This is a genomic window from Microbacterium sp. MDV22-iso44 (assembly GCF_058629135.1).
In genome coordinates this window covers 228,718-253,143 of the sequence record NZ_JBZVWS010000001.1, presented here as the reverse complement: position 1 = coordinate 253,143, position 24,426 = coordinate 228,718, and the positions used below count along the sequence as shown (strand labels likewise).

Sequence of the window (24,426 nt, the reverse complement as noted above, 5' to 3'; positions counted from 1 at the left end):
TGCGCGAGTCCTATCGTGGAGACATGACCGAAACCTCCTCGCTGCGAGAGATCCCGTTCACCACCGCAGACGGGAAGGAGGCGACACTCGGCGACTTCGGCGACAAGGCGTTCCTCATCGTGAACGTCGCATCCAAGTGCGGACTGGCTCCCCAGTACGAGCAGCTCGAGGAGCTGCAGAAGCAGTACGGCGACCAGGGCCTGCAGGTCATCGGCTTCCCCTGCAACCAGTTCATGGGCCAGGAGCCCGGGTCGATGGACGAGATCCTCGACTACTGCGCCGTCAACTGGGGCATCACGTTCCCCATCATGGACAAGGTGCGCGTCAACGGATCGCACGCCGCCCCGCTCTATAAGGCGCTGAAGAAGTCCCCGAACGCCGAGCGCGCCAAGGGACCAGTCATGTGGAACTTCGAGAAGTTCCTCGTGACACGCGACGGTGAGCTGCACCGCTTCCGCCCGCAAACCAAGCCCAACGAGCCCGAGGTGATCTCGGCGATCGAGAAGGCCCTCGCCTGAGACCTCGCACGAACGATGAAGGCCGCATCCCCGATCCGGGATGCGGCCTTCATCGTGGGAGAAGAGCTCAGCTCGCGGCGGGCTCCTCGGCGCGCTCGGCCCACACCTGGCGGGCGATCTGCGCGAACGCTGCGGCGGGCTGGGCGCCGCTCACGCCGTACTTGCCGTCGATGACGAAGAACGGAACGCCCTGGATGCCGTAGGCCTGGGCCTGAGCCTGGTCGGCGCGCACCGCCTCGAGATACCGCCCCGACTCCAGCGCGTCGCGCGTCTGGTCGGTGTCGAGGCCCACGTCACTGGCGAGCGCGACGAGGTCGTCGATGTTGCCGACGTGACGGCCCTCGGTGAAGTAGGCCGACATGAGACGCTCGGTCGCCTCCTTCTGGAGGCCCTGCTCTTTCGCGAAGTGCAGCAGCTCGTGGGCCTTCACGGTGTTGGTGTGCTTGAGGATGTCGAACCGATAGCCGAGTCCGGCGTCGGCGGCGACACCGGTCACGCGGTCGAGCATCTGCTGCACCTGATCGGCCGGCATCCCCTTGTACTCCGAGAGGAAGTCGATCTCGGTTCCGTCGAAATCGACGGGGGTGTCCGGGGACAGCTCGTACGAGTGGAAGGTCACCTCTACGCGGGGGGCGTCGGCGTCCGTCGCCGTCTCCGCCAGCCCGGTCTCGAGGTTCCGCTTACCGATGTAGCACCACGGGCAGGCGATATCGCTCCACACGTCGATCTTGATGGGTTCCGTCACATCCCGTGCAACGCCACCTGGGCCTCGCGGTATTCCCTCCGCCGCTCCTAGGCTGGCGGGATGCTGTCGGCCGACACCCCGCTCCCGTTCCGCCCGCAGCGCGTCGTGATCGCCGGCACCACCGGCGTCGGGAAGTCGACTCTGGCACGGCAGCTGGCCGAGCTGTGGGGCCTTGAGTACACCGAGCTGGACTCGCTCTTCCACGGACCGGGGTGGACGACGCGACCCGAGTTCCTGCGGGACGTCTGCCGTGTCGCCGACGGCGATCGCTGGGTGTCGGAGTGGAACTACTTCGGGTCCGGCGGCGGACAGATCCTCGGGGAGCGCGCCGACCTCGCCGTGTGGCTCGACCTGCCGCGTCGGGTCGCCCGTGCGCGGCTGCTCCGCCGCACCCTGCGTCGCCGCATCCGTCGCGAGCGACTCTGGAACGGCAACGTCGAGCCGCCGCTGTGGACGGTCTTCCGCGACCCCGGTCACATCCTCCGGTGGGAGATGCGCACGCACCGCACATGGAAGACGCGGATGCCGGTGGTCGCCGCCGAGTACGACCTGCCCGTCGTGCGTCTCACGCACCCCCGCGACGTGGATCGTTGGCTCGCGGGGCCCGCTGCCGACGTCCGCTGACCGTCAGGACGCGGTCGGCGCGTCCTTCGCCCCGCCGAACCGGCGGTCGCGGGAGAGGTACAGCTCGATCGCTCCCCACAGGTCCGTGCGGGAGAAGTCCGGCCACAGCGTGTCGAGGAACACCATCTCGGCGTAGGCCGCCTCCCACAGCAGGAAGTTCGACGTCCGCTGCTCCCCGCTGGAACGTACGAACAGATCGACGTCAGGCATGTCGGGGACGTACAGGTGCCGGCGGAGCGTCTTCTCGGTGATCGCCGACGGCTTCAGCTTCCCCCGGGCGATCTCCTCCCCCATGGCGCGCATCGCATCGACGATCTCGTGACGTCCGCCGTAGTTCACGCACATCGTGAGGGTCAGTCCCGTGTTGCCGGACGTGAGCTGTTCGGCGTACTGGAGCTCCTTGATGACCGACCCCCACAGCCGGGGCTTCCGGCCCGCCCAGCGGATGCGGACGTTCCACTCGTTGAGCTGGTCGCGACGACGGTGCAGCACATCGCGGTTGTACCCCATGAGGAAACGCACCTCCTCGGGTGAGCGCGCCCAGTTCTCGGTCGAGAAGGCGTACACGCTCAGGTGCTTCACCCCGGCCTGGACCGCACCGGCCACGACGTCGAGGAGGACTTCCTCCCCCGCGCGGTGCCCCTCGATCCGCGTGAGACCGCGGCGGTTGGCCCAGCGGCCGTTGCCGTCCATGACGATCGCGACGTGAGCCGGGACCGAGCCCTTCGGGAACTCGGGCGGGTACACGCCGGTCCAGTCGAGCGGGCGGTAGGGCACCGCGTCGCGATGCGTGTACGGCTTGGGACTCACCGAGGCGCCTCCAGGTGGGACAGGGAACGGATGCCTCGTTCAGTGTGCCACTGCGCATACGCCGCGATGAGACCGGAGGATGCCGCGGTGGCGCCGCCCGATGCGGCATCCACCACATCCCACTCCCCCGCCAGGAGCGCACGCAGGAGGTCGGAGGTCTCCGCGCTCACCCGAGGCGACCCCGCCGGCGCGCACGCGGAGCAGACGATGCCGCCCAGCTGCGCGACGAACCAGTCGTGCGGTCCGGGCGCACCGCACCGCGCGCATTCCTGCAGCGACGGCGCCCAGCCGGAGAGGGACATGACGCGGAGGAGGTAGGAATCGAGGACCGATCTCGGTGCGTGATCGCCTCGCGCCAGCGCGCGGAGCCCCCCGACGAGCAGCAGGTACTGCTGCGGTGTCGTCTCGGCCTCGTTGAGGCGGTCGGCCGTCTCGGACATCGCCGACGCCGCCGTGTACCGGTCGTAGTCGGTCGCGATGTCGGCGCCGTACGCGCCCAGGGACTCCGCCTGCTGCACGATGTCGAGCGAGCGGCCCTTGTACATCTGGACGTCGGCCACCATGAACGGCTCGAGCCGCGCGCCGAACTTCGACGACGTGCGGCGGACGCCCTTCGCCACCGCGCGGACCTTGCCATGACGACGGCTGAGCATCGTCAGGATGCGGTCGGCCTCACCCAGCTTGTGGGTGCGCAGGATCACGACCTCGTCACGGTAGGTGGGCACCCATCGATTATCCCGTGACCAGGCACAATGAAGGCGTGACCGAGCCGCAGTTCCTCATCCCCCTCTGGGCAGACCTCACCGCCGTCGGCCTCGGCGGCGTACAGGGAGCCCTGTTCGCCTCGGGGTTCCAGGGGCAGCGTCGTCTCGATCTGCTCGGAGTCGCCATCATCGGCGTCGTCATGGGGCTGGGCGGCGGCATGATCCGCGATCTGCTGCTCAGCACGACACCCGTCGCCCTCCAGAGCGACGGCTACCTGATCACCGTCACCGCGGCGGCGCTGATCGGGATGCTGCTCGCCAACGTGTTCCAGCGCCTCAACGCCGTCATCGTGGGCCTCGACGCCGTCGCGATCGGGATGTTCGGCGCCCTGGGGACGACGAAGGCGCTCGCCCTCGGCCTCCCGCCGATCCCGTCGATCTTCGTGGGCGCCTGTGCCGCCGTCGGCGGAGGACTCCTCCGCGACGTGTTCATGGGACTCCCCGTCGCCATGATGCACGTCGGGTCGCTCTACGCCGTCGCCGCCGCGGTCGGATGCGCCGTCCTCGCCGTCCTCGACACCCTCGGGGTCCCGGCGGTGCCCGCCGCGATCACGTGCATCGCCGTGACCGCCGTCATCCGCGTGCTCGCCGTGGTCTTCGACATCTCGCTGCCCGAGCAACGGGCCCTCTACCGCAGGAAGGTCGCCGTCGAGACCTCGACGATCCCGATCATCAAGCCGTGACCGGGCGCCCCTCGGCGGCGACCTCCTGGAAGAGTCAGACGCCCGCCAGTTCGCCCTCGTGGATGCGGCTGCGGATCGCCCGGTTCACGGCCGACACGATCGCCTTCAGGCTCGCGGTCGAGATGTCGCCGTCGATGCCGACGCCCCACAGGCGCTGATCCTCCACCTGCAGCTCGACGTACGCGGCCGCGTGGGCGTCGCCGCCGGCACCGAGCGTGTGCTCGACGTAGTCGTACAGGGAGATCTCGAAACCGCGCTCGCCGAGGACCTTCAGGAACGCCGCGATCGGACCGTTCCCCGCGCCGGTCGCCGCGACATGCTCGTCGCCGTCGCGGAGGGTGACGTCGAGCGTGACATCACCGGACATGTCGCTCTGGGTGCGCGTGGACAGGAGCTCGAAGCGACCCCACTTGTCGTCGGCCGCGCGGGCGGGCAGGTACTCGTCCGAGAAGATCGACCAGATCTGACCGCTGGAGACTTCGCCGCCCTCGGCATCCGTCTTCGCCTGGACGACGCCGGAGAACTCGATCTGGAGCTTGCGCGGCAGGTCGAGGGAGTGGTCCGTCTTCAGCAGGTAGGCGACGCCGCCCTTGCCGGACTGCGAGTTGACGCGGATGACGGCCTCGTAGGACCGCCCCAGGTCCTTCGGGTCGATGGGCAGGTACGGGACAGCCCACTCGATCTCGTCGACCGAGACGCCCGCGGCCTTCGCGCGGGCCTCCATCGCCTCGAAGCCCTTCTTGATGGCGTCCTGGTGCGACCCGCTGAAGGCGGTGAAGACCAGATCGCCGGCCCAGGGGCTGCGCTCGGGGACGGGCAGCTGGTTGCAGTACTCCGCGGTCCGCTTGACGTGGTCGATGTCGCTGAAGTCGATCTGAGGGTCGATCCCCTGCGTCAGCAGGTTGATCCCCAGGGCGACCAGGTCGACGTTGCCGGTGCGCTCGCCGTTGCCGAACAGGCATCCCTCGATGCGGTCCGCGCCGGCCATGTAGCCGAGCTCAGCCGCGGCGATCGCGGTGCCGCGGTCGTTGTGCGGGTGCAGCGACAGGATGATGTTCTCGCGGTGGGCCAGGTGACGGCTCATCCACTCGATCGAGTCGGCGTACACGTTCGGCGTCGCCATCTCGACCGTCGCCGGCAGGTTGATGATGACCTTGCGGTCGGGGGTGGGCTCGAACACCTCGATCACCTGGTTGCAGACGTCGACGGCGAACTCGAGCTCGGTGCCCGTGTAGCTCTCTGGCGAGTACTCGTAGTAGACGGCCGTCTCGGGGATCGTCTTCTCGTACTGGCGGCACAGGCGCGCGCCCTCGAGAGCGATGTCGATGATGCCCTGCTGGTCGGTGCGGAACACGACCTCGCGCTGCAGAACGCTCGTGGAGTTGTAGAGGTGCACGATGGCCTGCTTCGCGCCGGCGATCGACTCGTACGTGCGCTTGATGAGGTGCTCGCGGGCCTGCGTCAGCACCTGGATCGTGACGTCCTCGGGGATGACGTCGTCCTCGATGAGCTGGCGGACGAAGTCGAAGTCCGTCTGGCTCGCGGAGGGGAAGCCGACCTCGATCTCCTTGTAGCCCATCTTCACGAGCAGTTCGAACATGACGCGCTTGCGCTCGGGGCTCATCGGGTCGATGAGGGCCTGGTTGCCGTCGCGCAGGTCGACGGCGCACCAGCGGGGCGCGACCTCGATGCGGTTGTCAGGCCACGTGCGATCGGGCAGATCTACACGGATCTGCTCGTGGTACGGGCGGTACTTGTGGATCGGGGCGCCCGAGGGCTTCTGGTGGTTTCGCATGATGGTGCTTCTTCTCTCGTCACTGGTGCGGACCCACGACAACCTCCGCGACGAGTTGGTCCTAGATCGAGGACTCGTCGCGGCGACGAAGAAGGAGGCCGCAGAAGCGCATACCGACACGTTACACCCCGCTCGCGCCGCTCGACATTCTGAGACGGATGCCGCGGACCTGACACTCTCCGGGCATGATGCACCGTCGCTCCTTCGCCGTCCTCGTCGCCGGCGCCGCCCTCCTGCTCACCTCCTGCGCCGCCGCGGCCGATGCGGGTGGCTCGGCAGCACCCCCGGGATCGGCGCTCGCCGCGCTCACACCGGAGAACCCCACCGGCGAGGTGTGGGGCCAGGGAACGATCCTCGACGACGGCTCGGCGGTCGAGCTGTGTCTCGGGGCGGTTGCGGAATCCGCACCGCCGCAGTGCAGCGGCATCCCCGTCGCCGGATGGTCCTGGGACGGCAAGCTGGATGCGACATCGACGGGCGGGTCGACGTGGGGGGCTTACGCAGTCTGGGGCTCGTACGACGGCACGACGTTCACCCTGACACGAACGCCGGTGCCGCTCGCCCTGTTCGATGCGATGCCGGCGCCCGATCCCACCGAGGGGAAGACCGGATCAGCCACCGCGGAGGACATCGCAACGATCGAGAAGATCGTCCCCGATGCGATCGGCAACGACATGCTGGGGATGCACGACCAGGACGGCTGGGTGTACGTCGACGTGATCTGGGACGACGGCACGTGGCAGAAGGCGGCCGACCAGGACTTCGGGACCGGCAAGGTGATCATCCGCTCCGCGCTCAGATCCGTCGGCTGAGCGACGCTCCCGCTACGGCAGCAGCGCGAGCTTGCCGCCGGGGTGCCCCTCCATGAGGAAGCGCGCCGCCTGGACCGCGTCGGCGAACGGGAAGGTGCGGGCGACGGGCACCTCGAGCAGTCCGCGCCGCGCGAGATCGACGAGCTCGCCGCGGACGGCGTCGCGGAACGCAGCGCTCGCGGGCAGCATCCCGCCGATCGCCACGATGCCCTCCGACTCGAGGTCACGACGGACGATCGTGATGATGCGCGTCCTGTCCTCGACGAGCGCGAGCGAGGCCTCGATCGCCTCGTCGGTCCCCACGCCGTCGAGCGATGCGACGAAGGACGCGCCCGCCGCGGCATCCTTCGCCCTGTCGACGAGGCCAGGTCCGTAGGTGATCGGGATGCCGCCGTAGCGCCGGACGACGTCGGCGTTCCGCTCTCCGGCGGTCCCGACGACGCGGACGCCCCGGACGGCTGCCTGCTGCAGGAAGCTCACTCCGACCGCGCCGGAGGCGGCGTGGAACAGAACCGTGTCGCCGCTCCGCGCACCGCTTAGCTCGAGCAGCTCGGCGGCGGTCGCACCGGCCAGGAACAGGTTCGCTGCTTCGGGATGGGCGAGGGTCGACGGCTTGGCGAAGACCTTCTCGGCGGGAACGGTCAGCTCGGTGGCATACCCGCCGCTCAGGCGGAACGCGAGCACCTCATCGCCGACCGTCGCCGCGCCCGAGCCGATCTGCGTTCCGGCACCGAGCGCGGTGATCTCACCGGACACCTCGTACCCGATCGGGAAGGGGAACGTCGCATCGGGACGCGTGGGGTACTTCACATCAGCCGGGTTCATCCCGACCGCACGCACCCGGATCGTCACCTCTCCAGGACCGGGCGCCCGGACGTCGACCTCTCGCAGCTCCCAGTCCGAGAGTCCTTCCGGACCGGTCGCGAACCATGCCTGTGCCATGCGTGTGCCCTTCCGTGATAACCCGACGTCGCGGGTCAGAATCCGAGGCGCCCCAGCTGCTTCGGGTCGCGCTGCCATTCCTTCGCCACGCGTACCCGGAGCGACAGGAACACGCGTCCGCCGACGAGCGGCTCGATGCCGGCGCGTGAGCGCGCACCGACGTCCTTCAGCCGCGAGCCGCCGCGACCGATGATGATCGCCTTCTGGCTGTCGCGTTCGACCACGATGTTCGCGTAGACGTCGGTGAGGTCGCTGTCCTCGCGGGCGGCGATGTCCTCGACGGTCACGGCGATCGAGTGCGGCAGTTCGTCGCGCACACCGTCGAGCGCCGCCTCGCGGATGATCTCGGCGATCCGGTCCTCGAGACTCTCGTCGGTGACCATCCCCTCCGGATAGAGCGGCGGTCCCTTCGGCATGAGCTTCAGGAGTTCGTCGGCGAGGACGTCGAGCTGGTCGTCCGTCACCGCGGACAGCGGGATGACGGCGTCCCAGTCCTCGCGGAGCGCGTCGACCTCCATGAGCCGCTCGGTGATCTCCTCGCGCGACGCGATGTCGACCTTCGTGACGATCGCGACCTTCTTCGCCCGGCCGTAGCCGTCGAGGGATGCCGCGATACGCCGGTCGCCCGGGCCGACCTTCTCGGTGGCCGGCACGAGGAACCCGATCGCGTCGACGTCGCCGAGCACCTGCTCGACGAGGTCGTTGAGTCGCTGCCCGAGAAGAGTCCGCGGCTTGTGGATGCCGGGGGTGTCGACGATCACGAGCTGACCGCCCGGACGGTTGAGGATGCCCCGGATCGCCTTGCGCGTGGTCTGCGGCTTGTCGCTGGTGATCGCGACCTTCTCGCCGACGAGGGCGTTGGTCAGGGTCGACTTGCCGACATTGGGACGTCCGACGAACGTCACGAAACCGGAACGGCTGCTCACGGTCACTCCGATCCCCGCGCGACGCGGATCTCTGCGGTGGATGGGGATACGGGTTCGGCGGCCGGTGGGTCGGCGCGCTCGACGAAGACGGTCGCGAGGCCGCGGCCCCGGCCGAGGGATGTGCCGCCGGTGAGGACGAGCCCGCTGTGCTCGACGCGGACGCCGGGGACGGGGACGCTGCCGAGCGCCTTGCCGAAAAGGCCGCCGATCGAGTCGACGTCGTCGTCCTCGAGTTCGATCCCGAACAGGTCGCCGACCTCGTCGAGGGCCAGGCGGGTGCTCACGCGGAATCGACCGCCGCCGAGGTCCGAGACCTCGCTCGTGCGCAGGTCGTACTCGTCGGCGATCTCGCCCACCAGCTCCTCGATGAGGTCCTCGAGCGTCACGAGTCCCGACACGCCGCCGTACTCGTCGACGACGAGGCAGACGTGCACGGCTTCGCGCTTCATCTGCTGCAGCAGACTCTCGGCACGCATCGACTCCGGCACGAAGACGGCGGGCCGGGCGATCTGCGCGACCGGGACGCCCCGCCACGCGGTCTCGTCGCGGTAGGCGAACTGGACGAGGTCCTTGAGGTACACGACGCCCGTGATGTCGTCGGCCTCGCCGTCGGCGATCGGGATGCGGGAGACGCCCTTGTCGAGGAAGAGCGTCATCGCCTCCTGTGTCGTGGCCGCGGCATCCATGGTCACCATGTCGGTGCGGGGCACCATGACGGCGCGCACGAAACGGTCGGTGAAGTCGAAGACGGAGTGGATGAGGTCGCGGTCGTCGGCCTCGATGAGGTCCTGCGACGCGGCCTCATCGACCATGCTCAGCAGCTGCTCCTCCGACGCGAAGGACGCCCCACGGTGGATGCCGGGGGTCAGGCGGTCGCCGAGGAGGACCAGCAGGTGCGCCAACGGGCCGAGGACGATGCGCGCCCCGCGGATGAGCCCGGCGCACGCCTTCAAGAACCCCTTCGAATGCTGACGTCCCACGGCCCGCGGCGATGCGCCCACGAGGACGAACGAGGCGATGGTCATCACGACGACTGCGGCGAGCATCGCCCACCAGATGTTGTCGAAGACGAGCGTGAACGCCACTGTGACGATGACGGCGGCAGCGGTCTCGATGAGGATGCGGATGAAGACGACGGCCGTCCGGTGCGCGTCCGGGTCGGCGGCGATCCGGCGAAGACCCGCGCCGGAGCGCGCCTCATCGGCGAGGTCGGCGAGGTCCGCGCGGGACGTCACATCGAGCGCCGCTTCGAGAGAGGCCATCAGCCCGCCGAGCGCGACGAGCAGCACAGCTCCGAGGAGCAGGAGGATCTCGGTCATGCGCGCCGGTGGCGCTCGCTCGAGTGGAACGCGCCGATGAGCTCCTTCTGAAGTCCGAACATCTCGCGCTCCTCCTCGGGCTCGGCGTGGTCGAACCCCAGCAGGTGGAGCAGGCCGTGCGTCGTGAGGAGGATGAGCTCGTCCATCGTGGTGTGCTTGGCCGCCTGGGCCTGGGTCTCGGCGACCTGGGGGCACAGCACGATGTCGCCGAGGAGTCCGGGAGGCGTCGGGGACTCCTCGGTTCCCGGGCGCAGCTCGTCCATCGGGAAGCTCAGGACATCGGTGGGGCCGGGCTCGTCCATCCACTGGACGTGCAGCGCCTCCATCGCCCCCTCGTCGACGAGGAGGATCGCCAGGTCGGCGTCGGGGCTGACATGCAGCTCGCCGAAGTTGTTCTCGGTGAGGCGCAGCAGCACGGTCTCATCGACCTCGACGCCGGACTCGTTGGTGATCTCGATGGTCATGAACGTCCTCGCTTGGGCTGTCGGTCTCGGGGGCCGGCAGGGCGGAGCCCCGTCCGGCGCTCGGCGCGGTTCGCGAGTTCGCTCGCCTCGTCGCGCTCGCGTCGCGCCACGAGCTTCTCCTCGTCGTACGCGGTGTAGGCGTCGACGATCCGACCGACGAGCGTGTGGCGCACGACGTCGTCGCTCGTCAGACGCGAGAAGTGGATGTCATCGATGTCCTTGAGGACGCGGGTGACGAGTCGCAGCCCCGAGGCGCCCTGCGGCAGGTCGACCTGGGTGATGTCGCCGGTGACGACCATGCGCGTGCCGAACCCGAGGCGCGTGAGGAACATCTTCATCTGCTCGGGCGTCGTGTTCTGGGCCTCGTCGAGGACGACGAACGAGTCGTTGAGCGTGCGCCCGCGCATGTACGCGAGAGGCGCGACCTCGATCGTGCCCGACGCCATGAGCTTGGGAACGAGCTCGGGGTCCATCATCTCGTTCAGGGCGTCGTACAACGGGCGGAGGTAGGGGTCGATCTTGTCGGTCAGCGTGCCGGGGAGGAACCCGAGCCGCTCCCCCGCCTCGACGGCAGGACGGGTCAGGATGATGCGGCTGACCTCCTTGCGCTGCAGCGCCTGGACGGCCTTCGCCATCGCGAGGTAGGTCTTTCCGGTGCCGGCGGGGCCGATGCCAAAGACGATCGTGTTCTCCTCGATCGCGTCGACGTACTCCTTCTGGCCGCGCGTCTTGGGTCGGATGACCTTGCCGCGAGACGAGAGGATCGCTTCGCCGAGCACCTCGGACGGACGCATCCCGCTGTTCTCGCGGAGGATGCGGTTCGACTGCGTCACGTCGCTCGGGTCGAGGCCCTGGCCCGATCTCGCCATGCCGATCAGCTCGTCCACGAGCTCGTGGGCGCGCGCGACGGCGCCCTCGTCACCGGTCAGGGTGATCTCGTTGCCGCGGACGTGTACCTGCACGTCCGGGTGTTCGCGTTCCACGGTGCGCAGCAGACGGTCCTGCGGACCGAGCAGCTGCACCATGGCGACACCGTCCGCGTAGATGTGCGCGACGGTGGGTTCGGCGCTGTCAGCCACCGAGGCTCCCTTCCGTGAGCCCGCCGCCCAGCACGTGTGCATGGACGTGGAACACGGTCTGTCCGGCGTCGGGGCCGGTGTTGAACACGAGTCTGAAGTCGCCGCCGGCGTGTTCGGCGGCGACACTGTTCGCGAGGCCGACCAGCTCGGCCAGGAGGGCGGGGTCGCCCGCCGCGAGCTCGACCACGTCGCGGTAGTCCTCGGTCTTGGGGATCACGAGGAGATGGACGGGCGCCTGCGGGGCGATGTCGCGGATCGCGAACGCGTTGTCGGTCTCAGCGACGATCTCGGAGGGGATCTCACCCCGGAGGATGCGGGTGAACACCGATGGCTCGCTCATCCTCCCAGTCTACTCAGCGCCTTCCCGCGTCGGTCGGGTCCGGTTCACCAGCGGCCGAGGGCCGCATTGACGACGGCGAGGGCCGCCGGCCCCGCCGTCGAGGTGCGCAGCACAGTGTCGCCGAGCCGCACGAGCGTCGCACCCGCCGACTGCAGCAGGTCGAGTTCCTCGGGCGAGATGCCCCCTTCGGGTCCCACGACGAGGATCACGTCGCTCGCGTCGGCCGCGTCGATCTCGATGCGCGACAGCGCAACGGATGCCGTCGGCTCGAGCACCAGCATCCGTGCGTTCTGGGCGAGTGCCGCCAGTTGCCGCGTGGAGACCGGCTGGTGGAGTTCTGCCAGCCACGGCCGATGCGCCTGCTTCGCCGCCTCACGGGCGATCGTCTCCCAGCGTGCGACGCCCTTGGCGACCTTCGGACCCTCCCACCGCGAGACAGAGCGGGCCGCCTGCCACGGCATGATCGCGTCGACCCCGAGCTCCGTCGCCGCCTGGACGGCGAGCTCGTCGCGATCGCCCTTCGCGAGGGCCTGGACGAGGACGGTGCGCGGCGACGCCGCGGGAACCTCGGCGCGGGTGGAGACCTCGACCGAGACCTCTTTGGGCGCGGCGGCCGAGACCGTGCCGGTCAGCCACACGCCGCGGCCGTCACCCACCGTGACGTCCTCCCCCACCCGGATGCGACGGACGGCCGCGGCGTGGTGCGCCTCGGCCCCCGTCAGCCGGACGACATCGCCCGGGCCGGCGGCCCCGGCATCCTCGATCAGGAAGTGGAGGGCCACGATCAGCGCTTGAACTTGCCGCGGAGCTTGGAGAACAGACCCGGGTGGAACTCCGCCAGATGAGGCGGGGCCGGACGCATCCGCTTCGCGAGCTCCTGCACGAGCGCCCGCGACTTCGGGTCGAGGTGCGAAGGCGTGACGACCTGCACGCCGACCCGGAGGTCGCCGCGCTGGTCGCCTCGGAGAGGCGTGATCCCCCGACCGCGGATGGTGAGCTCGTCGCCCGCCTGGACCCCGGAGCGGATGTCGAGGTCGACGGATCCGTCGAGAGACTCGATGGTCACACTCGTTCCCAGGATGGCATCGACCATCGAGACCTCGAGGGTCGCGAGTAGGTCGTCGCCGTCGCGGCTGAAGACGTCGTGCGGGGCGACGGTGACCTCGAGGTACAGGTCGCCGTTCGGGCCGCCGGCGGGACCGACCTCGCCGGACCCGGGGAGCTGGAGTCGAAGACCGGTCTCGACGCCGGCCGGGATGTCGATCGACACGGTGCGACGTGCACGCACGCGGCCCTGGCCCTGACAGGTGGAGCAGGGGTACGGGATGGTCGTGCCGTAGCCCTGGCACGTGGTGCAGGGCTGCGAGGTGACGACGTTGCCGAGGAGGCTCCGGACCGTCCGCTGGATCTGGCCCGATCCGTGGCAGATGTCGCAGGTGACCGGCTGGGTGCCCGGCTGGCAGCACGAGCCCTGGCAGGTCTCGCAGAGGACCGCGGTGTCGACCTCGATGTCGCGGTGGACGCCGAAGACGACGTCGCCGAGGTCGAGGTCGACGCGTACGAGCGCATCCTGGCCCCGCTCGCGGCGTGACCGCGGACGGCCGGCGCGGGTTCCGCCGCCACCGCCGAAGAAGCTCTCGAAGATGTCGCTGAAACCGCCGAAGCCGGCACCTGCACCGGCTCCGCCGAAGCCGCCTCCGTCGCCGCCCGTGTCGTAACGCTGGCGCTGGTCGGGGTCGCTCAACACGTCGTAGGCGTGCGTCACGAGCTTGAACTGCTCGGAGGCATCCTCCCCCGGGTTCACGTCCGGGTGCAGCTGGCGCGCCAGACGCCGGTAAGCCTTCTTGATCTCCTCAGGGCTCGCGTCGCGCGCGACACCCAGGACCTCGTAGTGGTCAGCCACAATCACCTCTCCGGCCCGCGGGCCGATTCGTTCAGCGCGACGTCTCGTCTTCTTCGAGCAACCGCGTCAGATAGTGCGCGACGGCGCGGACCGCCGCGAGATTCGTGGGGTAGTCCATGCGTGTGGGACCCAGCACGCCGACGCGGGCGTGGGACCCGCCGGCGTCGTAGTCGCTCGCGACGATGGATGCCTCGGACAGCCCGAACGGCTCGTTCTCGCGCCCGATGCTGGTCGCCAGCCCGCGGTCGTCGGCGACCATCTCCCCCATGAGCCGCAGCAGCGTCACCTGCTCCTCGATCGCCTCGAGGAGCGGGTAGATGCTGCCGCGGAAGTCGGATTCCCGGCGGGCGAGGGTCGCGGACCCCGCCATGACCATGCGGTCCTGGCGGAACTCGTCGAGCTCCTCGCCGATCGCGCGCAGCACGACGCGGCGGTTCTCCTCGCGCGGGACCGGGGTCTCGTCCTCGAGGATGCGCGCGATCGCCGCCGCGCCGTCTCGGACACTCTTGCCCGTGAGCAGCGACGCCATCGCGAGCTTGAGCTGCGCGGCCTCGTCGGCTGACGGCTCGGACGACAGGAGCACGACGCGCTGCGACACTCGGCCGGTGTCGGTCACGACGATGATGACGATCCGCGGCCCGCCGAGGTGCACGACCTCGACGTGCGAGACGTTCGCCCGCGCGAAGGACGGATACTGCACGATCGCGACCTGACCGGTCAGACGCGTCAGGGAGCGGACGGTCCGGACGAGCAGGTCGTCGAGGTCACCGGTGTCCTCGAGGAAGGCGCCGATCGCGGAGCGCTGCGCAGAGGTGAGGGGGCGGACGTCGGCGAGGTGGTCGACGAAGACGCGGTACCCCTTGTCGGTGGGTACACGGCCCGACGACGTGTGGGGCGCGGTGATCAGCTCTTCGTCTTCGAGGAGCGCCATGTCGTTGCGGATGGTTGCCGCGGAGACGCCGAACTGGTGACGGTCGACGATCGCTTTACTGCCGACCGGCTCGCGCGTGTCGACGTAGTCCTGGACGATCGCACGCAACACCTGAAGACCGCGTTCCGAGACCATCACCCCTCCTCCGCTGGCACTCTCGTTCTGGGAGTGCCAATTCTACCGCGCGAGAAGCGATCTGCTCGGATCACTCGGTGAGTGCGCGGACGACGGCGTCGGCCAGCAGCCGTCCGCGACGCGTCAGCACGATGCGTCCCCGCACGGCCGAGGCGCCGTCGACGAGTCCGTCGGCGATGAGGGATGCCACGTTCCGCCGCCCCGCGACGGTCGCCTCGTCGACCGCGACGCCGTCCACGATGCGCGAGCGCAGCAGGATGACCTCGAGGCGGCGGGCCTCGGCATCCGGTCGCTCCCGTCCCGCCGCCGGGGACTCCCCCAGCGCCAGGCGCTGCGCGTACGCGGCGGGGTGCTTGACGTTCCACCAGCGCAGCCCGCCGACGTGGCTGTGGGCACCGGGGCCGTAGCCCCACCAGTCCTGACCCCGCCAGTACGACAGGTTGTGGCGGGAGCGCTGGGCGGGAGTCGTCGACCAGTTCGAGACCTCGTACCAGCCGTAGCCGGCTGCCGCGAGCAGCTCGTCGGCGAGCTCGTACATGTCGGCCTGCAGGTCGTCGTCGGGGGCGGGTACCTCGCCGCGGCGGATCTGACGCTCGAGCTTCGTTCCGTCCTCCACGATGAGCGCGTACGCCGAGATGTGATCAGGTGCGAGCGCGATCGCCGTCTCGAGCGAGGTGCGCCAGTCCTCGAGCGACTCCCCGGGCGCGCCGTAGATGAGATCGAGGCTGACCGCGAGCCCGGCCTTCCGCGCCGCCGCGACGGCCGTCGCGATGTTCGCGGGGTCGTGCGTGCGGTCGAGTGCCGCGAGGACGTGCGGCACGGACGACTGCATCCCGATCGAGAACCGTGTGACGCCGGCAGCGGCAAGGGTCTGCGCGACCTCATCGGTCAGCGTGTCGGGGTTCGCCTCGACCGTGACCTCGGCGCCGTCCGCGAGACCGAAGGTTCCCCGGATGCCGTCGAGCATGCGCGCGAGGTCGCCCGGCGGAAGGAGCGTGGGGGTGCCACCCCCGAAGAACACGGTGCGAGCCGGACGCAGGGGTCCCTGTGCCGCGAGGACCTCACGGGACAGCGCGATCTCGTGGAGCACCTCGTCGGCGTAGGCGTCCTGGCGTGCACCGCGCAGCTCGGTCGCGGTGTACGTGTTGAAGTCGCAGTATCCGCAGCGGACCCGGCAGAACGGCACGTGCAGGTACACGCCGAAGTCGACGTCGGGATCCACCGGCACGTCGTGCGGCAGCGCGCCGTCGGCGGGTGCGGGATCGCCGAGGGGAAGAGCAGAGCCCATCAGGAACCGGTGGCGTACATGGGCGACATCGCCTGCAGGTACCCCTGGAACAGCGCACGACGACGACGCTTCACGAGGGGACGCCACAGGCGGTAGAGCACGCCGGTCGGCTTGTCGAAGGCGCGGACCGTGAACCACACCTCGTCGTCGTCCCGCCACTCGAGCAGGAACGACTCCTCGCCGCTGACGACCGAGCCGCCGACGGTGCCGAGCGAGAACCCGACCCGCCGCGGCTCGTCGATCAGCGAGATGACGCGGAGCTCGGCATCCGCCCTCATCCCACCGACCCGGCCGTGGACGTGCGCGGTCGTGCCGGCGCCGACGAACGGCGTGCCGTCCGCATCGAAGCGCTGCTCATCGTCCAGCCTGCTCGGCTGGACGGCGTTGCCGTCGGCGTCGAACCCGACACCCGAGTACATGGGTCCGGATGCCGGGCGCACATCTTCGACGCGCAATCCCGCACCTCGCTGGGCACCCCACCCGAGGAGCTGCTCGGTCGAGGTGACGAAGCGGCTCTCGCCGCTGCCGAGACGCCACGACGCCTCCGCCGGGGTCGTGCCCTTCGGCGGATAGCCCATGAGGTCGGGGGCCTGCGTGGCCCCGACGGCGGCGTAGTCGACGGTTCCTGCCTGGAAACTCCCGCGGCGCATCGTGTCAGCCTACTTCTTGTCCTTGCCCTCGACATCGCCCGAGAGGGCGGCGATGAACGCCTCCTGGGGGACCTCGACGCGGCCGACCATCTTCATGCGCTTCTTGCCCTCTTTCTGCTTCTCGAGCAGCTTGCGCTTACGACTGATGTCACCGCCGTAGCACTTGGCGAGGACGTCCTTGCGGATCGCGCTGATGTTCTCGCGGGCGATGATCCGGGCACCGATGGCGGCCTGGATCGGCACCTCGAACTGCTGGCGCGGGATGAGCTTGCGCAGACGCTCGGTCATCAGCGTGCCGTAGGCGTAGGCCTTCTCGCGGTGCACGATCGAGCTGAACGCGTCGACCTTCTCACCCTGCAGGAGGATGTCGACCTTCACGAGGTCGGCGGTCTGCGAGCCCGCCGGCTCGTAGTCGAGGCTCGCATATCCCTGCGTCTTCGACTTCAGGTGGTCGAAGAAGTCGAACACGATCTCGCCGAGCGGCATGTTGTAGCGGAGCTCGACGCGGTCCTCGCTGAGGTAGTCCATGCCGAGGAGCGTGCCGCGACGCGACTGGCAGAGCTCCATGACCGTGCCGACGTAGTCCTTCGGCAACAGGATGCCGACCTTGACCACCGGCTCGGACACCTCGGCGACGCGGCCGTCCGGGTACTCGGACGGGTTCGTCACCGTGACCGTCTCGTTGGTGTCGGTCGTGACCGTGTAGGTCACCGAGGGCGCCGTGGTGATGAGATCGAGGTCGAACTCCCGCGAGAGGCGCTCGGTGATGATCTCGAGGTGCAGCAGTCCGAGGAACCCGCAGCGGAAGCCGAAGCCGAGGGCCACGGAGGTCTCGGGCTCGTACTGCAGCGAGGCGTCAGAGAGCTTCAGCTTGTCGAGTGCCTCGCGGAGCACGGCGTAATCGCTGCCGTCGATCGGGTAGATCCCCGAGAACACCATCGGCTTCGGGTCGGTGTAGCCGGCAAGCGCGTCGGTCGCGGGCTTGCGGTGGTTCGTGATCGTGTCGCCGACCTTGGACTGGCGGACATCCTTCACGCCCGTGATCAGGTAACCGACCTCGCCGACGCCCAGTCCCTTGGTGGGGACCGGCTCCGGGCTCGACACACCGATCTCGAGGAGGTCGTGAGCGGCGCGCGTCGACATCATCTGGATCCGCTCCCGCGGCTCGAGCTTGCCGTCGATCATCCGGACGTAGGTGACGACGCCGCGGTAGGCGTCGTAGACCGAGTCGAAGATCATTGCCCGGGCCGGCGCGTCGGCGTCGCCCTTCGGTGCCGGGATGCGCTCGACGATGCGGTCGAGCAGCTCCTCGACACCGATGCCCGTCTTGCCGCTGACCTTGAGCACGTCCGCGGGGTCACCGCCGATGAGGTTCGCGAGCTCAGCCGCGTACTTCTCCGGGTCGGCCGCGGGCAGGTCGATCTTGTTGAGGACAGGGATGATCTCGAGGTCGTTCTCGAGCGCCAGGTACAGGTTTGCGAGCGTCTGCGCTTCGATGCCCTGCGCCGCGTCGACGAGGAGGATCGCTCCCTCGCACGCGGCGAGCGAGCGGCTGACCTCGTACGTGAAGTCGACGTGACCGGGGGTGTCGATCATGTTGAGCGCGAACGTGCCCGCATCGGTGGCCCACGGCATCCGGACCGCCTGGCTCTTGATCGTGATGCCGCGCTCGCGCTCGATGTCCATGCGATCGAGGTACTGGGCGCGCATGTCGCGGTCCGAGACCACGCCGGTGATCTGCAGCATGCGGTCGGCCAGCGTGGACTTGCCGTGGTCGATGTGGGCGATGATGCAGAAGTTGCGAAGCTGCGCGGGCGGCGTGGCCGCGGGCTGCAGGGGCGTGAGTGCGCGGGGTGACATGACCAGGCGAGTCTACCGGCGACCGGCTGCGCAGCGTCCCGGCCGACCGGGCACAATAACCGCTCGTCTCGTCGACACGCCAGCGCACTGACGCATGAGAAAGAGTTAACCGATCCGACCCTTGCGAGGGGCGCACCACCGCCCGAATGCTCAGTGTGGCGGTCGGTTCCTGCGCGATAAGCCCCGCGCCCGCGCCGCCTCGGGAGAACCCACCGTGTCGCACCCACCTGCCCCCGTGCCCGCCGCGCATCCGGTTCTCCGCCGGACCTGCGCCCTGCTGACGGCCGCGACCGTGACGGTCGGAGGGCTCGCCCTCGCTCCGTCAGTCGCCACCGCCGCCGTATCGGCCGATTCGCCCATCGTGATCTCCGAGGTCTACGGCGGCGGCGGCAACAGCGGCGCCGCGTTCAACCGCGACTTCATCGAACTCGCCAACACCGGTGACGAGACCGTCGATCTGAGCGGGTACAGCGTCCAGTACGCCTCCGCCACCGGCGGCTCGTGGCAGGTGACGAAGCTCGGCGACGTCGACCTGCCCGCCGGCGAGAACCTGCTGATCGGCGAGGCACCGGGCAGCAACACCTCCCTCCCCGGCTTCGACGCCGATGTCGAGGGCACCATCGCGATGAGCGGCAGCGGAGCCAAGGTCGCCCTCGTCGCGAACGACACCGCGCTGACGGGCAGCACCGGCATCGCCACCCTCGACCAGGTCGTCGACCTCGTCGGGTGGGGAACGACGGCCACGGCCTTCGCCGGTTCGGCGCCCGCACCCGGGACCGCCAACACCACGAGCGTCTCGCGCGACGACGAGAACTCGAACACCGCCGACAACGCCGCGGACTTCACGGCCGGCGCCCCCACCCCCACCGGTCTCGGCGCCGATGTCGACCCCGAGCCCGAGCCCGAGCCGCAGGCGGCGACGATCGCACAGATCCAGGGCACGACGGATGCCTCGCCCCTGGCCGGCCGCACCGTCACCACGACCGGGGTCGTCACGGCCCACTACTCCACCGGCGGATACAACGGCTACGTCATCCAGACGGCCGGCACCGGCGGCGCGCTGGACCTCGCCGCGCACACGGCCTCCGACGCCGTCTTCGTCTACGCGCCCGGAGCGACCGGCGAGGTCGCCCTCGGCGACACCGTGACGGTCACCGGCGTCGTCTCGGAGTTCAACGGCCTCACCGAACTCACCGTCAAGGCGGGAGCCGCGAAGGTCGTCGCCGATGCCGAGGCGCCGACGCCCGCCACCGTCGAATGGCCGAAGACGGTCGCACAGCGCGAATCGCTCGAGTCGATGCTGGTCGCGCCCCAGGGCGACTTCACCGTCAGCGACACCTACAGCACCAACCGTTTCGGCGAGGTGGGCCTCGCAGCCGGGTCGGAGCCGCTGCGCCAGCCGACGGACGCGGCGCGTCCCGGTTCGGACGCGGCCGCCGCGGTCGCCGCGGACAACGCGGCTCGCGGCGTGCGTCTCGACGACGGAGCCGGGCTCGACTACACGTCGGCCGCGAACCAGGCGCTGACGCCCGCGTACGTCTCGCTCACCGAGCCGATCACGGTCGGCGCGGGGGTCACCTTCACGGAACCGCTCATCGTCGACTACCGCAATGACTCGTGGAAGCTGAACCCGACTCAGCCGCTCGTCGGCGACGGCACGGGCACGGATGAGGTCGTCTTCGAGAACGTCCGAACCGACGCACCCGCAGAGGTGGGCGGAGACCTCTCGATCGCCTCGTTCAACGTCCTCAACTACTTCACGACGCTCGGGACCGACACCGCGAGCTGCGAGGCCTACACCGACCGTTTCGGCGACGGTGTGACCGTCCGAGACGGCTGCGCCCAGCGCGGAGCGTGGGATGCCGCCGACCTCGCACGCCAGCAGGCGAAGCTCGTCGAGGCCATCACCTCGGTGGACGCCGGCGTCGTCGGCCTCATGGAGATCGAGAACTCGGCCGCGCTCGGCGAGAAGACCGATGAGGCCACGGCGACCCTCGTCGCCGCGCTCAACGCGAAGGCAGGCGCCGGCACGTGGGCGTTCGTGCCCTCCTCGACGGACCTGCCCCCGGCATCCGAGCAGGACGTCATCACGAACGCGATCATCTACCAGCCCGCGCGCGTCTCCCCCGTCGGCGCGTCCCGCGCCCTCGGCGACCAGAGCGCGGACGGCGAGGCCTTCGGCAACGCGCGCGAGCCCATCGCCCAGGTGTTCGAGCCCGCCGCTGGCGGCGACCCGTTCCTGTTCGTCGTGAACCACTTCAAGTCGAAGGGCTCCGCCGGCCCGTGGCCGGGCGACGCCGACACCGGCGACGGGCAGGGTTCATCGAACGAGTCGCGGGTCCGTCAGGCGACCGCCCTCCGCGACTGGGTCGCGAAGATCCAGGGCGATGTCGACGCCGTCGCCCTCGCAGGCGACTTCAACTCCTACAGCCAGGAGGACCCGCTCGAGGTTCTGTACGACGCCGGCTACGCGGATGCCGAGCAGGCGTTCGACGTCGACTCGTCGTCCTACAGCTTCTCGGGGCTGTCCGGTTCGCTCGACCACATCCTCCTGAACAAGCCGGCTCTCGCCCGCTCCACGGATGCGGACATCTGGAACATCAACTCGGGCGAGTCCATCGCGCTGGAGTACAGCCGGTTCCGCACGCACGGCACGGAGTTCTACTCCGCGGACCCGTACCGCTCGAGCGACCACGACCCCGTGATCGTCGGGATGAAGGCGAAGGCCGCTCCCGTCCAGCTGACCCTCCTCGGCATCAACGACTTCCACGGGCGCATCGACGGCAACACCGTCGCATTCGCGGGAACCGTCGAGGAGCTGCGCAAGGCGGCATCCGGTCCGACCCTGTTCCTGTCCGCAGGTGACAACATCGGTGCGTCGCTGTTCGCCTCATCGGTGGCGAAGGACCAGCCGACCATCGACGTCCTGAACGCCATGGGTCTGCAGGCGAGCGCCGTCGGCAACCACGAGTTCGACCGCGGGTTCGACGACCTGTCGGGCCGCGTGTCCGACGCGTTCGACGCACCGCAGCTCGGGGCCAACGTCTACAAGAAGGGCACGACGACCCCCGCGCTCGACGAGTACACGCTGCTCGAGGCGGACGGCCTCACGGTCGGTGTCGTCGGCGCCGTCACCGAGGAGACCCCGACGCTCGTGACGCCGACCGGCATCGAGTCCGTCGACTTCGGCGATCCGGTCGAGGCGGTCAACCGCGTCGCCGCTCAGCTGAGCGACGGCGACGAGTCCAACGGTGAGGCCGACGTCATCGTCGCGATGTACCACGAGGGGGCCGGCGCGGGCACGCCCGACGGCGCGACCCTCGACGAGGAGGTCGCCGCCGGCGGCGCCTTCGGTGCGATCATCAACGACACGTCCGCCGACGTCGATGCGATCTTCACCGGCCACACGCACAAGGAATACGCCTGGTCGGCGCCGATCCCCGGCACGGACCGCACCCGTCCGGTCGTCCAGACCGGCTCGTACGGCGCCAAGATCGGCGAGATCACGCTGACAGTGGATGCCGCCACGGGTGAGGTCTCGACGCACACCGAGCGCAACGTCGCCCGCACGACGACGCCTGCTGCGGACCTCGTCGCCGCGTACCCCCGAGTGGCGGAGGTCGCCCGCATCACGAAGGCGGCCACGGACAACGCCGCTGCCGTCGGCAACACCGAGGTCGGCCAGGTCGCCGGCGACATCACGACGGCCTTCAGCGGCGGATCGTACGTCGACGGCGTCTACACCGGGGGTTCGCGCGACAACCGCGCCGCCGAGTCGACGCTCGGCAACACCGTCGCGAACATGCTGCGCGACAGCCTGGCCGACCTGCCGAACGGCGCTGTGATCGGCGTGACGAACCCGGGCGGCCTCCGCGCGGACCTGTTCGACACGCAGGCCGAGTTCGGTGCCGGCGCCGTGGCGGGTCTCGCGGACGGGTCGATCTCGTTCAGCCAGGCCAACGCGGTGCTGCCGTTCAACAACACGCTGGCCCTCGTCACCCTCACGGGTGAGGAGTTCACCCAGATGCTCGAGCAGCAGTGGCAGCGGGATGCGGCGGGCAACGTCCCGCAGCGGCCGTACCTGCAGCTGGGACTCTCGGACAACGTGTCGTACACCTACGACCCGGCGCTCCCCGAGGGGCAGCGCATCACCTCGGTGACGGTCGACGGCAAGGCGATCGACCCGGCCGGGACCTACCGCATCGGCACGTTCTCGTTCCTGGCGGCCGGCGGCGACAACTTCCGCGCCTTCACGGAGGGTGACGACTACGTCGACACGGGCCTCCTCGACTACGAGGCGTGGGTGGACTACCTCGCCGACGGCTCCCCCGTCGCCCCGTCTTTCGCCAAGCACGGCGTGCAGGTGTCGGGCGTTCCCGAGACCGTCGCCGCGGGTGACACGGTGACCTTCCAGGTGGCGGGCATGGACCTGACCAGCAAGGGCGCTCCGGCCAACACCGAGGTGACGGTGCGCCTGGGCGAGCAGGTGCTCGGCACTGCGCCGGTGACCGGTGGCGCGGCATCCGTCAGTGTCACGCTGCCGGCGGGAACCCCCGCGGGCACGGCGCAGCTCACCGTCACGGCGGCGCCCAGCGGCACGGTCGTCCAGGTGCCCGTCACGGTCGAGGAGGCGGCTGAGCCCGCGGCGAAGACGCGTACGTCGCTCCTCGCGCTCCCGCCGGTGCACATCAACCGGATCCTGCCGTCGACCCTCGTCGCCATCGTCCTGCAGGACGGCGGGCGCGCGGAGGGCGTCGTGGAGTTCCGGGAAGGCGACCGCGTCATCGCGACCTCGGAGGTCCGCCGAGGTGTCGCGACGACCACCCTCGGACGGCTCTCGAAGGGCGCGCACACGTACACCGCGACGTTCGTGCCCGACGACCCGAAGGTCGCTGCGGGATCGGTGAGCAACCGGGCGACGGTCCGCGTTCTGTTCTGACGCCGCCATCGGCGGAACGGGGGCGGGTCTTCGGATCCGCCCCCGTTCCCCGTTTGCGCGGTCGCTGCTTCGTAGGCTGGAGGCATGACGCCTCAGGTGGTGTTCGTCCACGGCATCCGGACCTCGGCGACGATGTGGCGCGCGCAGGTCGAGCACTTGAGCGCAGCGGGCATCGGCGCGCACGCCCTTGACCTGCCCGGGCACGGCACCCGCATGAGCGAGACCTTCACGCTGGATGGGGCATTCGAGACGATCGACGCCGCGGTGACGGATGCCGCGGCTCGCGGCCCCGTGCTCCTGGTCGCCCACTCGCTGGGTGGACTCGTCTCCATCGAGTACATGGGCCGCGAGGATCCTCCCCCGGTCGAGGCGTTCATCGCGGCGGGGTGCACGTCGATCCCGCGCGGCGCGGGCCTCACGATGTACCGGACGCTGGCGCGGGGATTCGATCGTCTCCCCCGGCGTGGTCAGCCGCTCACCGACATGGTGTTGGATCGCACGCTCCCGCCCGAGACACGCGCCGACTTCGCGGCGGGCGGGTACGCGTACGACGCGCAGGACACCGCGCTCCGGAGCCTGTCGGTCCTCGATCTCGTGTCCGCGCTGAAACGCATCTCGGTGCCGATGTGGTTCGTCAACGGGCAGTGGGACCAACTTCGTCTGAACGAGCGGCTCTTCACCGCTCTGAAGCCCGAGGCCGAGCTCATCGTCGTGCCCCGGACATCCCATCTGGTCACCGCCATGCGGCCTCGGGTGTTCAATGCGGTCATCGACCTCGCCCTCGCGACGATGGCGCAGGAGCGGCCGACTTCGGGATGAGCCTCCCACCTGATAAGATCTGTTTTTGGCTTGCGTGTGGGTTCCTCCCTCACACGACCGCTGAGCGACAGCCCTCTTCT

General features: G+C 69.6%; 22 protein-coding genes. 6 read left to right on the top strand and 16 right to left on the bottom strand.

Going from position 1 to position 24,426, the window contains the following annotated elements; genetic code table 11:
- Positions 1–23 precede the first annotated feature (23 nt).
- A complete protein-coding gene (locus AC4NN1_RS01230) occupies positions 24–518 on the top strand; it encodes a glutathione peroxidase (protein ID WP_018186636.1) in 495 nt (164 codons plus the stop codon).
- 67 nt (positions 519–585) lie between these two features.
- Here the strand turns inward: AC4NN1_RS01230 and AC4NN1_RS01225 are convergent, their stop codons facing one another.
- Positions 586–1,263, bottom strand: a complete 678-nt coding sequence (locus AC4NN1_RS01225; protein ID WP_491954342.1) for a DsbA family oxidoreductase — start codon at positions 1,261–1,263, stop codon at positions 586–588.
- A 60-nt stretch (positions 1,264–1,323) separates the two neighbouring features.
- On the opposite strand from AC4NN1_RS01225, the gene AC4NN1_RS01220 reads away from it, so the two are divergent.
- Positions 1,324–1,887, top strand: a complete 564-nt coding sequence (locus tag AC4NN1_RS01220) for a P-loop NTPase family protein (protein ID WP_491954341.1) — start codon at positions 1,324–1,326, stop codon at positions 1,885–1,887.
- 3 nt (positions 1,888–1,890) lie between these two features.
- Here AC4NN1_RS01220 and AC4NN1_RS01215 read toward each other — a convergent pair whose 3' ends face one another.
- Positions 1,891–2,697: an isoprenyl transferase gene (locus tag AC4NN1_RS01215; protein ID WP_018186633.1), complete on the bottom strand. Its 807-nt coding sequence runs from the start codon at positions 2,695–2,697 to the stop codon at positions 1,891–1,893.
- Positions 2,694–3,422, bottom strand: coding sequence for a DNA repair protein RecO (gene recO / locus AC4NN1_RS01210; RefSeq protein WP_018186632.1), 729 nt, complete (start codon positions 3,420–3,422; stop codon positions 2,694–2,696). The genes AC4NN1_RS01215 and recO overlap by 4 nt, the downstream gene beginning before the upstream one ends.
- Positions 3,423–3,457: 35 nt before the next feature.
- Between recO and AC4NN1_RS01205 the strand changes: the two genes are divergently transcribed.
- Positions 3,458–4,144 (top strand): trimeric intracellular cation channel family protein, encoded by a 687-nt coding sequence (locus tag AC4NN1_RS01205; protein WP_336123578.1) that lies wholly within the window; start codon positions 3,458–3,460, stop codon positions 4,142–4,144.
- A 34-nt stretch (positions 4,145–4,178) separates the two neighbouring features.
- Here AC4NN1_RS01205 and leuA read toward each other — a convergent pair whose 3' ends face one another.
- Positions 4,179–5,939 (bottom strand): 2-isopropylmalate synthase, encoded by a 1,761-nt coding sequence (gene leuA / locus AC4NN1_RS01200; protein WP_491954340.1) that lies wholly within the window; start codon positions 5,937–5,939, stop codon positions 4,179–4,181.
- A gap of 185 nt (positions 5,940–6,124) precedes the next feature.
- On the opposite strand from leuA, the gene AC4NN1_RS01195 reads away from it, so the two are divergent.
- A complete protein-coding gene (locus AC4NN1_RS01195; protein WP_491954339.1) occupies positions 6,125–6,751 on the top strand; it encodes a hypothetical protein in 627 nt (208 codons plus the stop codon).
- Between the two features lie 12 nt (positions 6,752–6,763).
- On the opposite strand, the gene AC4NN1_RS01190 is transcribed toward AC4NN1_RS01195, so the two are convergent.
- The 12 genes from AC4NN1_RS01190 to lepA all read right to left on the bottom strand — a co-directional run bounded on the left by AC4NN1_RS01190 (position 6,764) and on the right by lepA (position 18,588).
- A complete protein-coding gene (locus AC4NN1_RS01190) occupies positions 6,764–7,693 on the bottom strand; it encodes a quinone oxidoreductase family protein (protein ID WP_491954338.1) in 930 nt (309 codons plus the stop codon).
- Positions 7,694–7,728: 35 nt separating this feature from the next.
- Positions 7,729–8,625: a GTPase Era gene (era, locus tag AC4NN1_RS01185; protein WP_018186627.1), complete on the bottom strand. Its 897-nt coding sequence runs from the start codon at positions 8,623–8,625 to the stop codon at positions 7,729–7,731.
- Positions 8,622–9,938, bottom strand: a complete 1,317-nt coding sequence (locus tag AC4NN1_RS01180; RefSeq protein ID WP_018186626.1) for a hemolysin family protein — start codon at positions 9,936–9,938, stop codon at positions 8,622–8,624. The genes era and AC4NN1_RS01180 overlap by 4 nt, the downstream gene beginning before the upstream one ends.
- A complete protein-coding gene (gene ybeY, locus AC4NN1_RS01175) occupies positions 9,935–10,402 on the bottom strand; it encodes an rRNA maturation RNase YbeY (RefSeq protein ID WP_491954337.1) in 468 nt (155 codons plus the stop codon). The genes AC4NN1_RS01180 and ybeY overlap by 4 nt, the downstream gene beginning before the upstream one ends.
- Positions 10,399–11,523: a PhoH family protein gene (locus AC4NN1_RS01170; protein WP_371130041.1), complete on the bottom strand. Its 1,125-nt coding sequence runs from the start codon at positions 11,521–11,523 to the stop codon at positions 10,399–10,401. Before AC4NN1_RS01170 ends, ybeY begins: the two co-directional genes overlap by 4 nt.
- On the bottom strand, positions 11,474–11,821 hold the full coding sequence (locus AC4NN1_RS01165) for a histidine triad nucleotide-binding protein (protein WP_026302843.1): 348 nt from the start codon (positions 11,819–11,821) through the stop codon (positions 11,474–11,476). Before AC4NN1_RS01165 ends, AC4NN1_RS01170 begins: the two co-directional genes overlap by 50 nt.
- A 44-nt stretch (positions 11,822–11,865) precedes the next feature.
- Entirely contained in the window at positions 11,866–12,603 is a 738-nt protein-coding gene (locus AC4NN1_RS01160; RefSeq protein ID WP_018186622.1) for a 16S rRNA (uracil(1498)-N(3))-methyltransferase, read from the bottom strand.
- Between the two features lie 2 nt (positions 12,604–12,605).
- Complete coding sequence (gene dnaJ, locus AC4NN1_RS01155) at positions 12,606–13,724, bottom strand: molecular chaperone DnaJ (RefSeq protein WP_491954336.1); 1,119 nt, start codon at positions 13,722–13,724, stop codon at positions 12,606–12,608.
- A gap of 31 nt (positions 13,725–13,755) precedes the next feature.
- Positions 13,756–14,790 (bottom strand): heat-inducible transcriptional repressor HrcA, encoded by a 1,035-nt coding sequence (gene hrcA / locus AC4NN1_RS01150; protein ID WP_491954335.1) that lies wholly within the window; start codon positions 14,788–14,790, stop codon positions 13,756–13,758.
- 70 nt (positions 14,791–14,860) lie between these two features.
- The gene (gene hemW, locus AC4NN1_RS01145) at positions 14,861–16,078 is read right to left on the bottom strand and encodes a radical SAM family heme chaperone HemW (protein WP_018186619.1); all 1,218 of its coding nucleotides are present in this window, start codon (positions 16,076–16,078) and stop codon (positions 14,861–14,863) included.
- Entirely contained in the window at positions 16,078–16,728 is a 651-nt protein-coding gene (locus AC4NN1_RS01140) for a DUF1990 domain-containing protein (RefSeq protein WP_018186618.1), read from the bottom strand. The genes hemW and AC4NN1_RS01140 overlap by 1 nt, the downstream gene beginning before the upstream one ends.
- 9 nt (positions 16,729–16,737) lie before the next feature.
- Positions 16,738–18,588 (bottom strand): translation elongation factor 4, encoded by a 1,851-nt coding sequence (gene lepA, locus AC4NN1_RS01135; RefSeq protein ID WP_018186617.1) that lies wholly within the window; start codon positions 18,586–18,588, stop codon positions 16,738–16,740.
- Between the two features lie 235 nt (positions 18,589–18,823).
- On the opposite strand from lepA, the gene AC4NN1_RS01130 reads away from it, so the two are divergent.
- A complete protein-coding gene (locus tag AC4NN1_RS01130; protein ID WP_491954858.1) occupies positions 18,824–23,527 on the top strand; it encodes an ExeM/NucH family extracellular endonuclease in 4,704 nt (1,567 codons plus the stop codon).
- 84 nt (positions 23,528–23,611) lie between these two features.
- The gene (locus AC4NN1_RS01125) at positions 23,612–24,346 is read left to right on the top strand and encodes an alpha/beta fold hydrolase (protein ID WP_491954334.1); all 735 of its coding nucleotides are present in this window, start codon (positions 23,612–23,614) and stop codon (positions 24,344–24,346) included.
- The last annotated feature ends 80 nt before the right edge of the window (positions 24,347–24,426 follow it).

What these genes read in the sequence shown, in the direction of transcription:
- AC4NN1_RS01230 (WP_018186636.1), top strand. Translation starts at nt 24, where the DNA reads ATGACCGAAACCTCCTCGCTGCGAGAGATCCCGTTCACCACCGCAGAC.
- AC4NN1_RS01220 (WP_491954341.1), top strand. Translation starts at nt 1,324, where the DNA reads ATGCTGTCGGCCGACACCCCGCTCCCGTTCCGCCCGCAGCGCGTCGTG.
- leuA (WP_491954340.1), bottom strand. Translation starts at nt 5,939, where the DNA reads ATGCGAAACCACCAGAAGCCCTCGGGCGCCCCGATCCACAAGTACCGC.
- AC4NN1_RS01195 (WP_491954339.1), top strand. Translation starts at nt 6,125, where the DNA reads ATGATGCACCGTCGCTCCTTCGCCGTCCTCGTCGCCGGCGCCGCCCTC.
- AC4NN1_RS01190 (WP_491954338.1), bottom strand. Translation starts at nt 7,693, where the DNA reads ATGGCACAGGCATGGTTCGCGACCGGTCCGGAAGGACTCTCGGACTGG.
- AC4NN1_RS01180 (WP_018186626.1), bottom strand. Translation starts at nt 9,938, where the DNA reads ATGACCGAGATCCTCCTGCTCCTCGGAGCTGTGCTGCTCGTCGCGCTC.
- ybeY (WP_491954337.1), bottom strand. Translation starts at nt 10,402, where the DNA reads ATGACCATCGAGATCACCAACGAGTCCGGCGTCGAGGTCGATGAGACC.
- AC4NN1_RS01170 (WP_371130041.1), bottom strand. Translation starts at nt 11,523, where the DNA reads ATGCACACGTGCTGGGCGGCGGGCTCACGGAAGGGAGCCTCGGTGGCT.
- AC4NN1_RS01165 (WP_026302843.1), bottom strand. Translation starts at nt 11,821, where the DNA reads ATGAGCGAGCCATCGGTGTTCACCCGCATCCTCCGGGGTGAGATCCCC.
- hrcA (WP_491954335.1), bottom strand. Translation starts at nt 14,790, where the DNA reads ATGGTCTCGGAACGCGGTCTTCAGGTGTTGCGTGCGATCGTCCAGGAC.
- hemW (WP_018186619.1), bottom strand. Translation starts at nt 16,078, where the DNA reads ATGGGCTCTGCTCTTCCCCTCGGCGATCCCGCACCCGCCGACGGCGCG.
- AC4NN1_RS01140 (WP_018186618.1), bottom strand. Translation starts at nt 16,728, where the DNA reads ATGCGCCGCGGGAGTTTCCAGGCAGGAACCGTCGACTACGCCGCCGTC.
- lepA (WP_018186617.1), bottom strand. Translation starts at nt 18,588, where the DNA reads ATGTCACCCCGCGCACTCACGCCCCTGCAGCCCGCGGCCACGCCGCCC.
- AC4NN1_RS01125 (WP_491954334.1), top strand. Translation starts at nt 23,612, where the DNA reads ATGACGCCTCAGGTGGTGTTCGTCCACGGCATCCGGACCTCGGCGACG.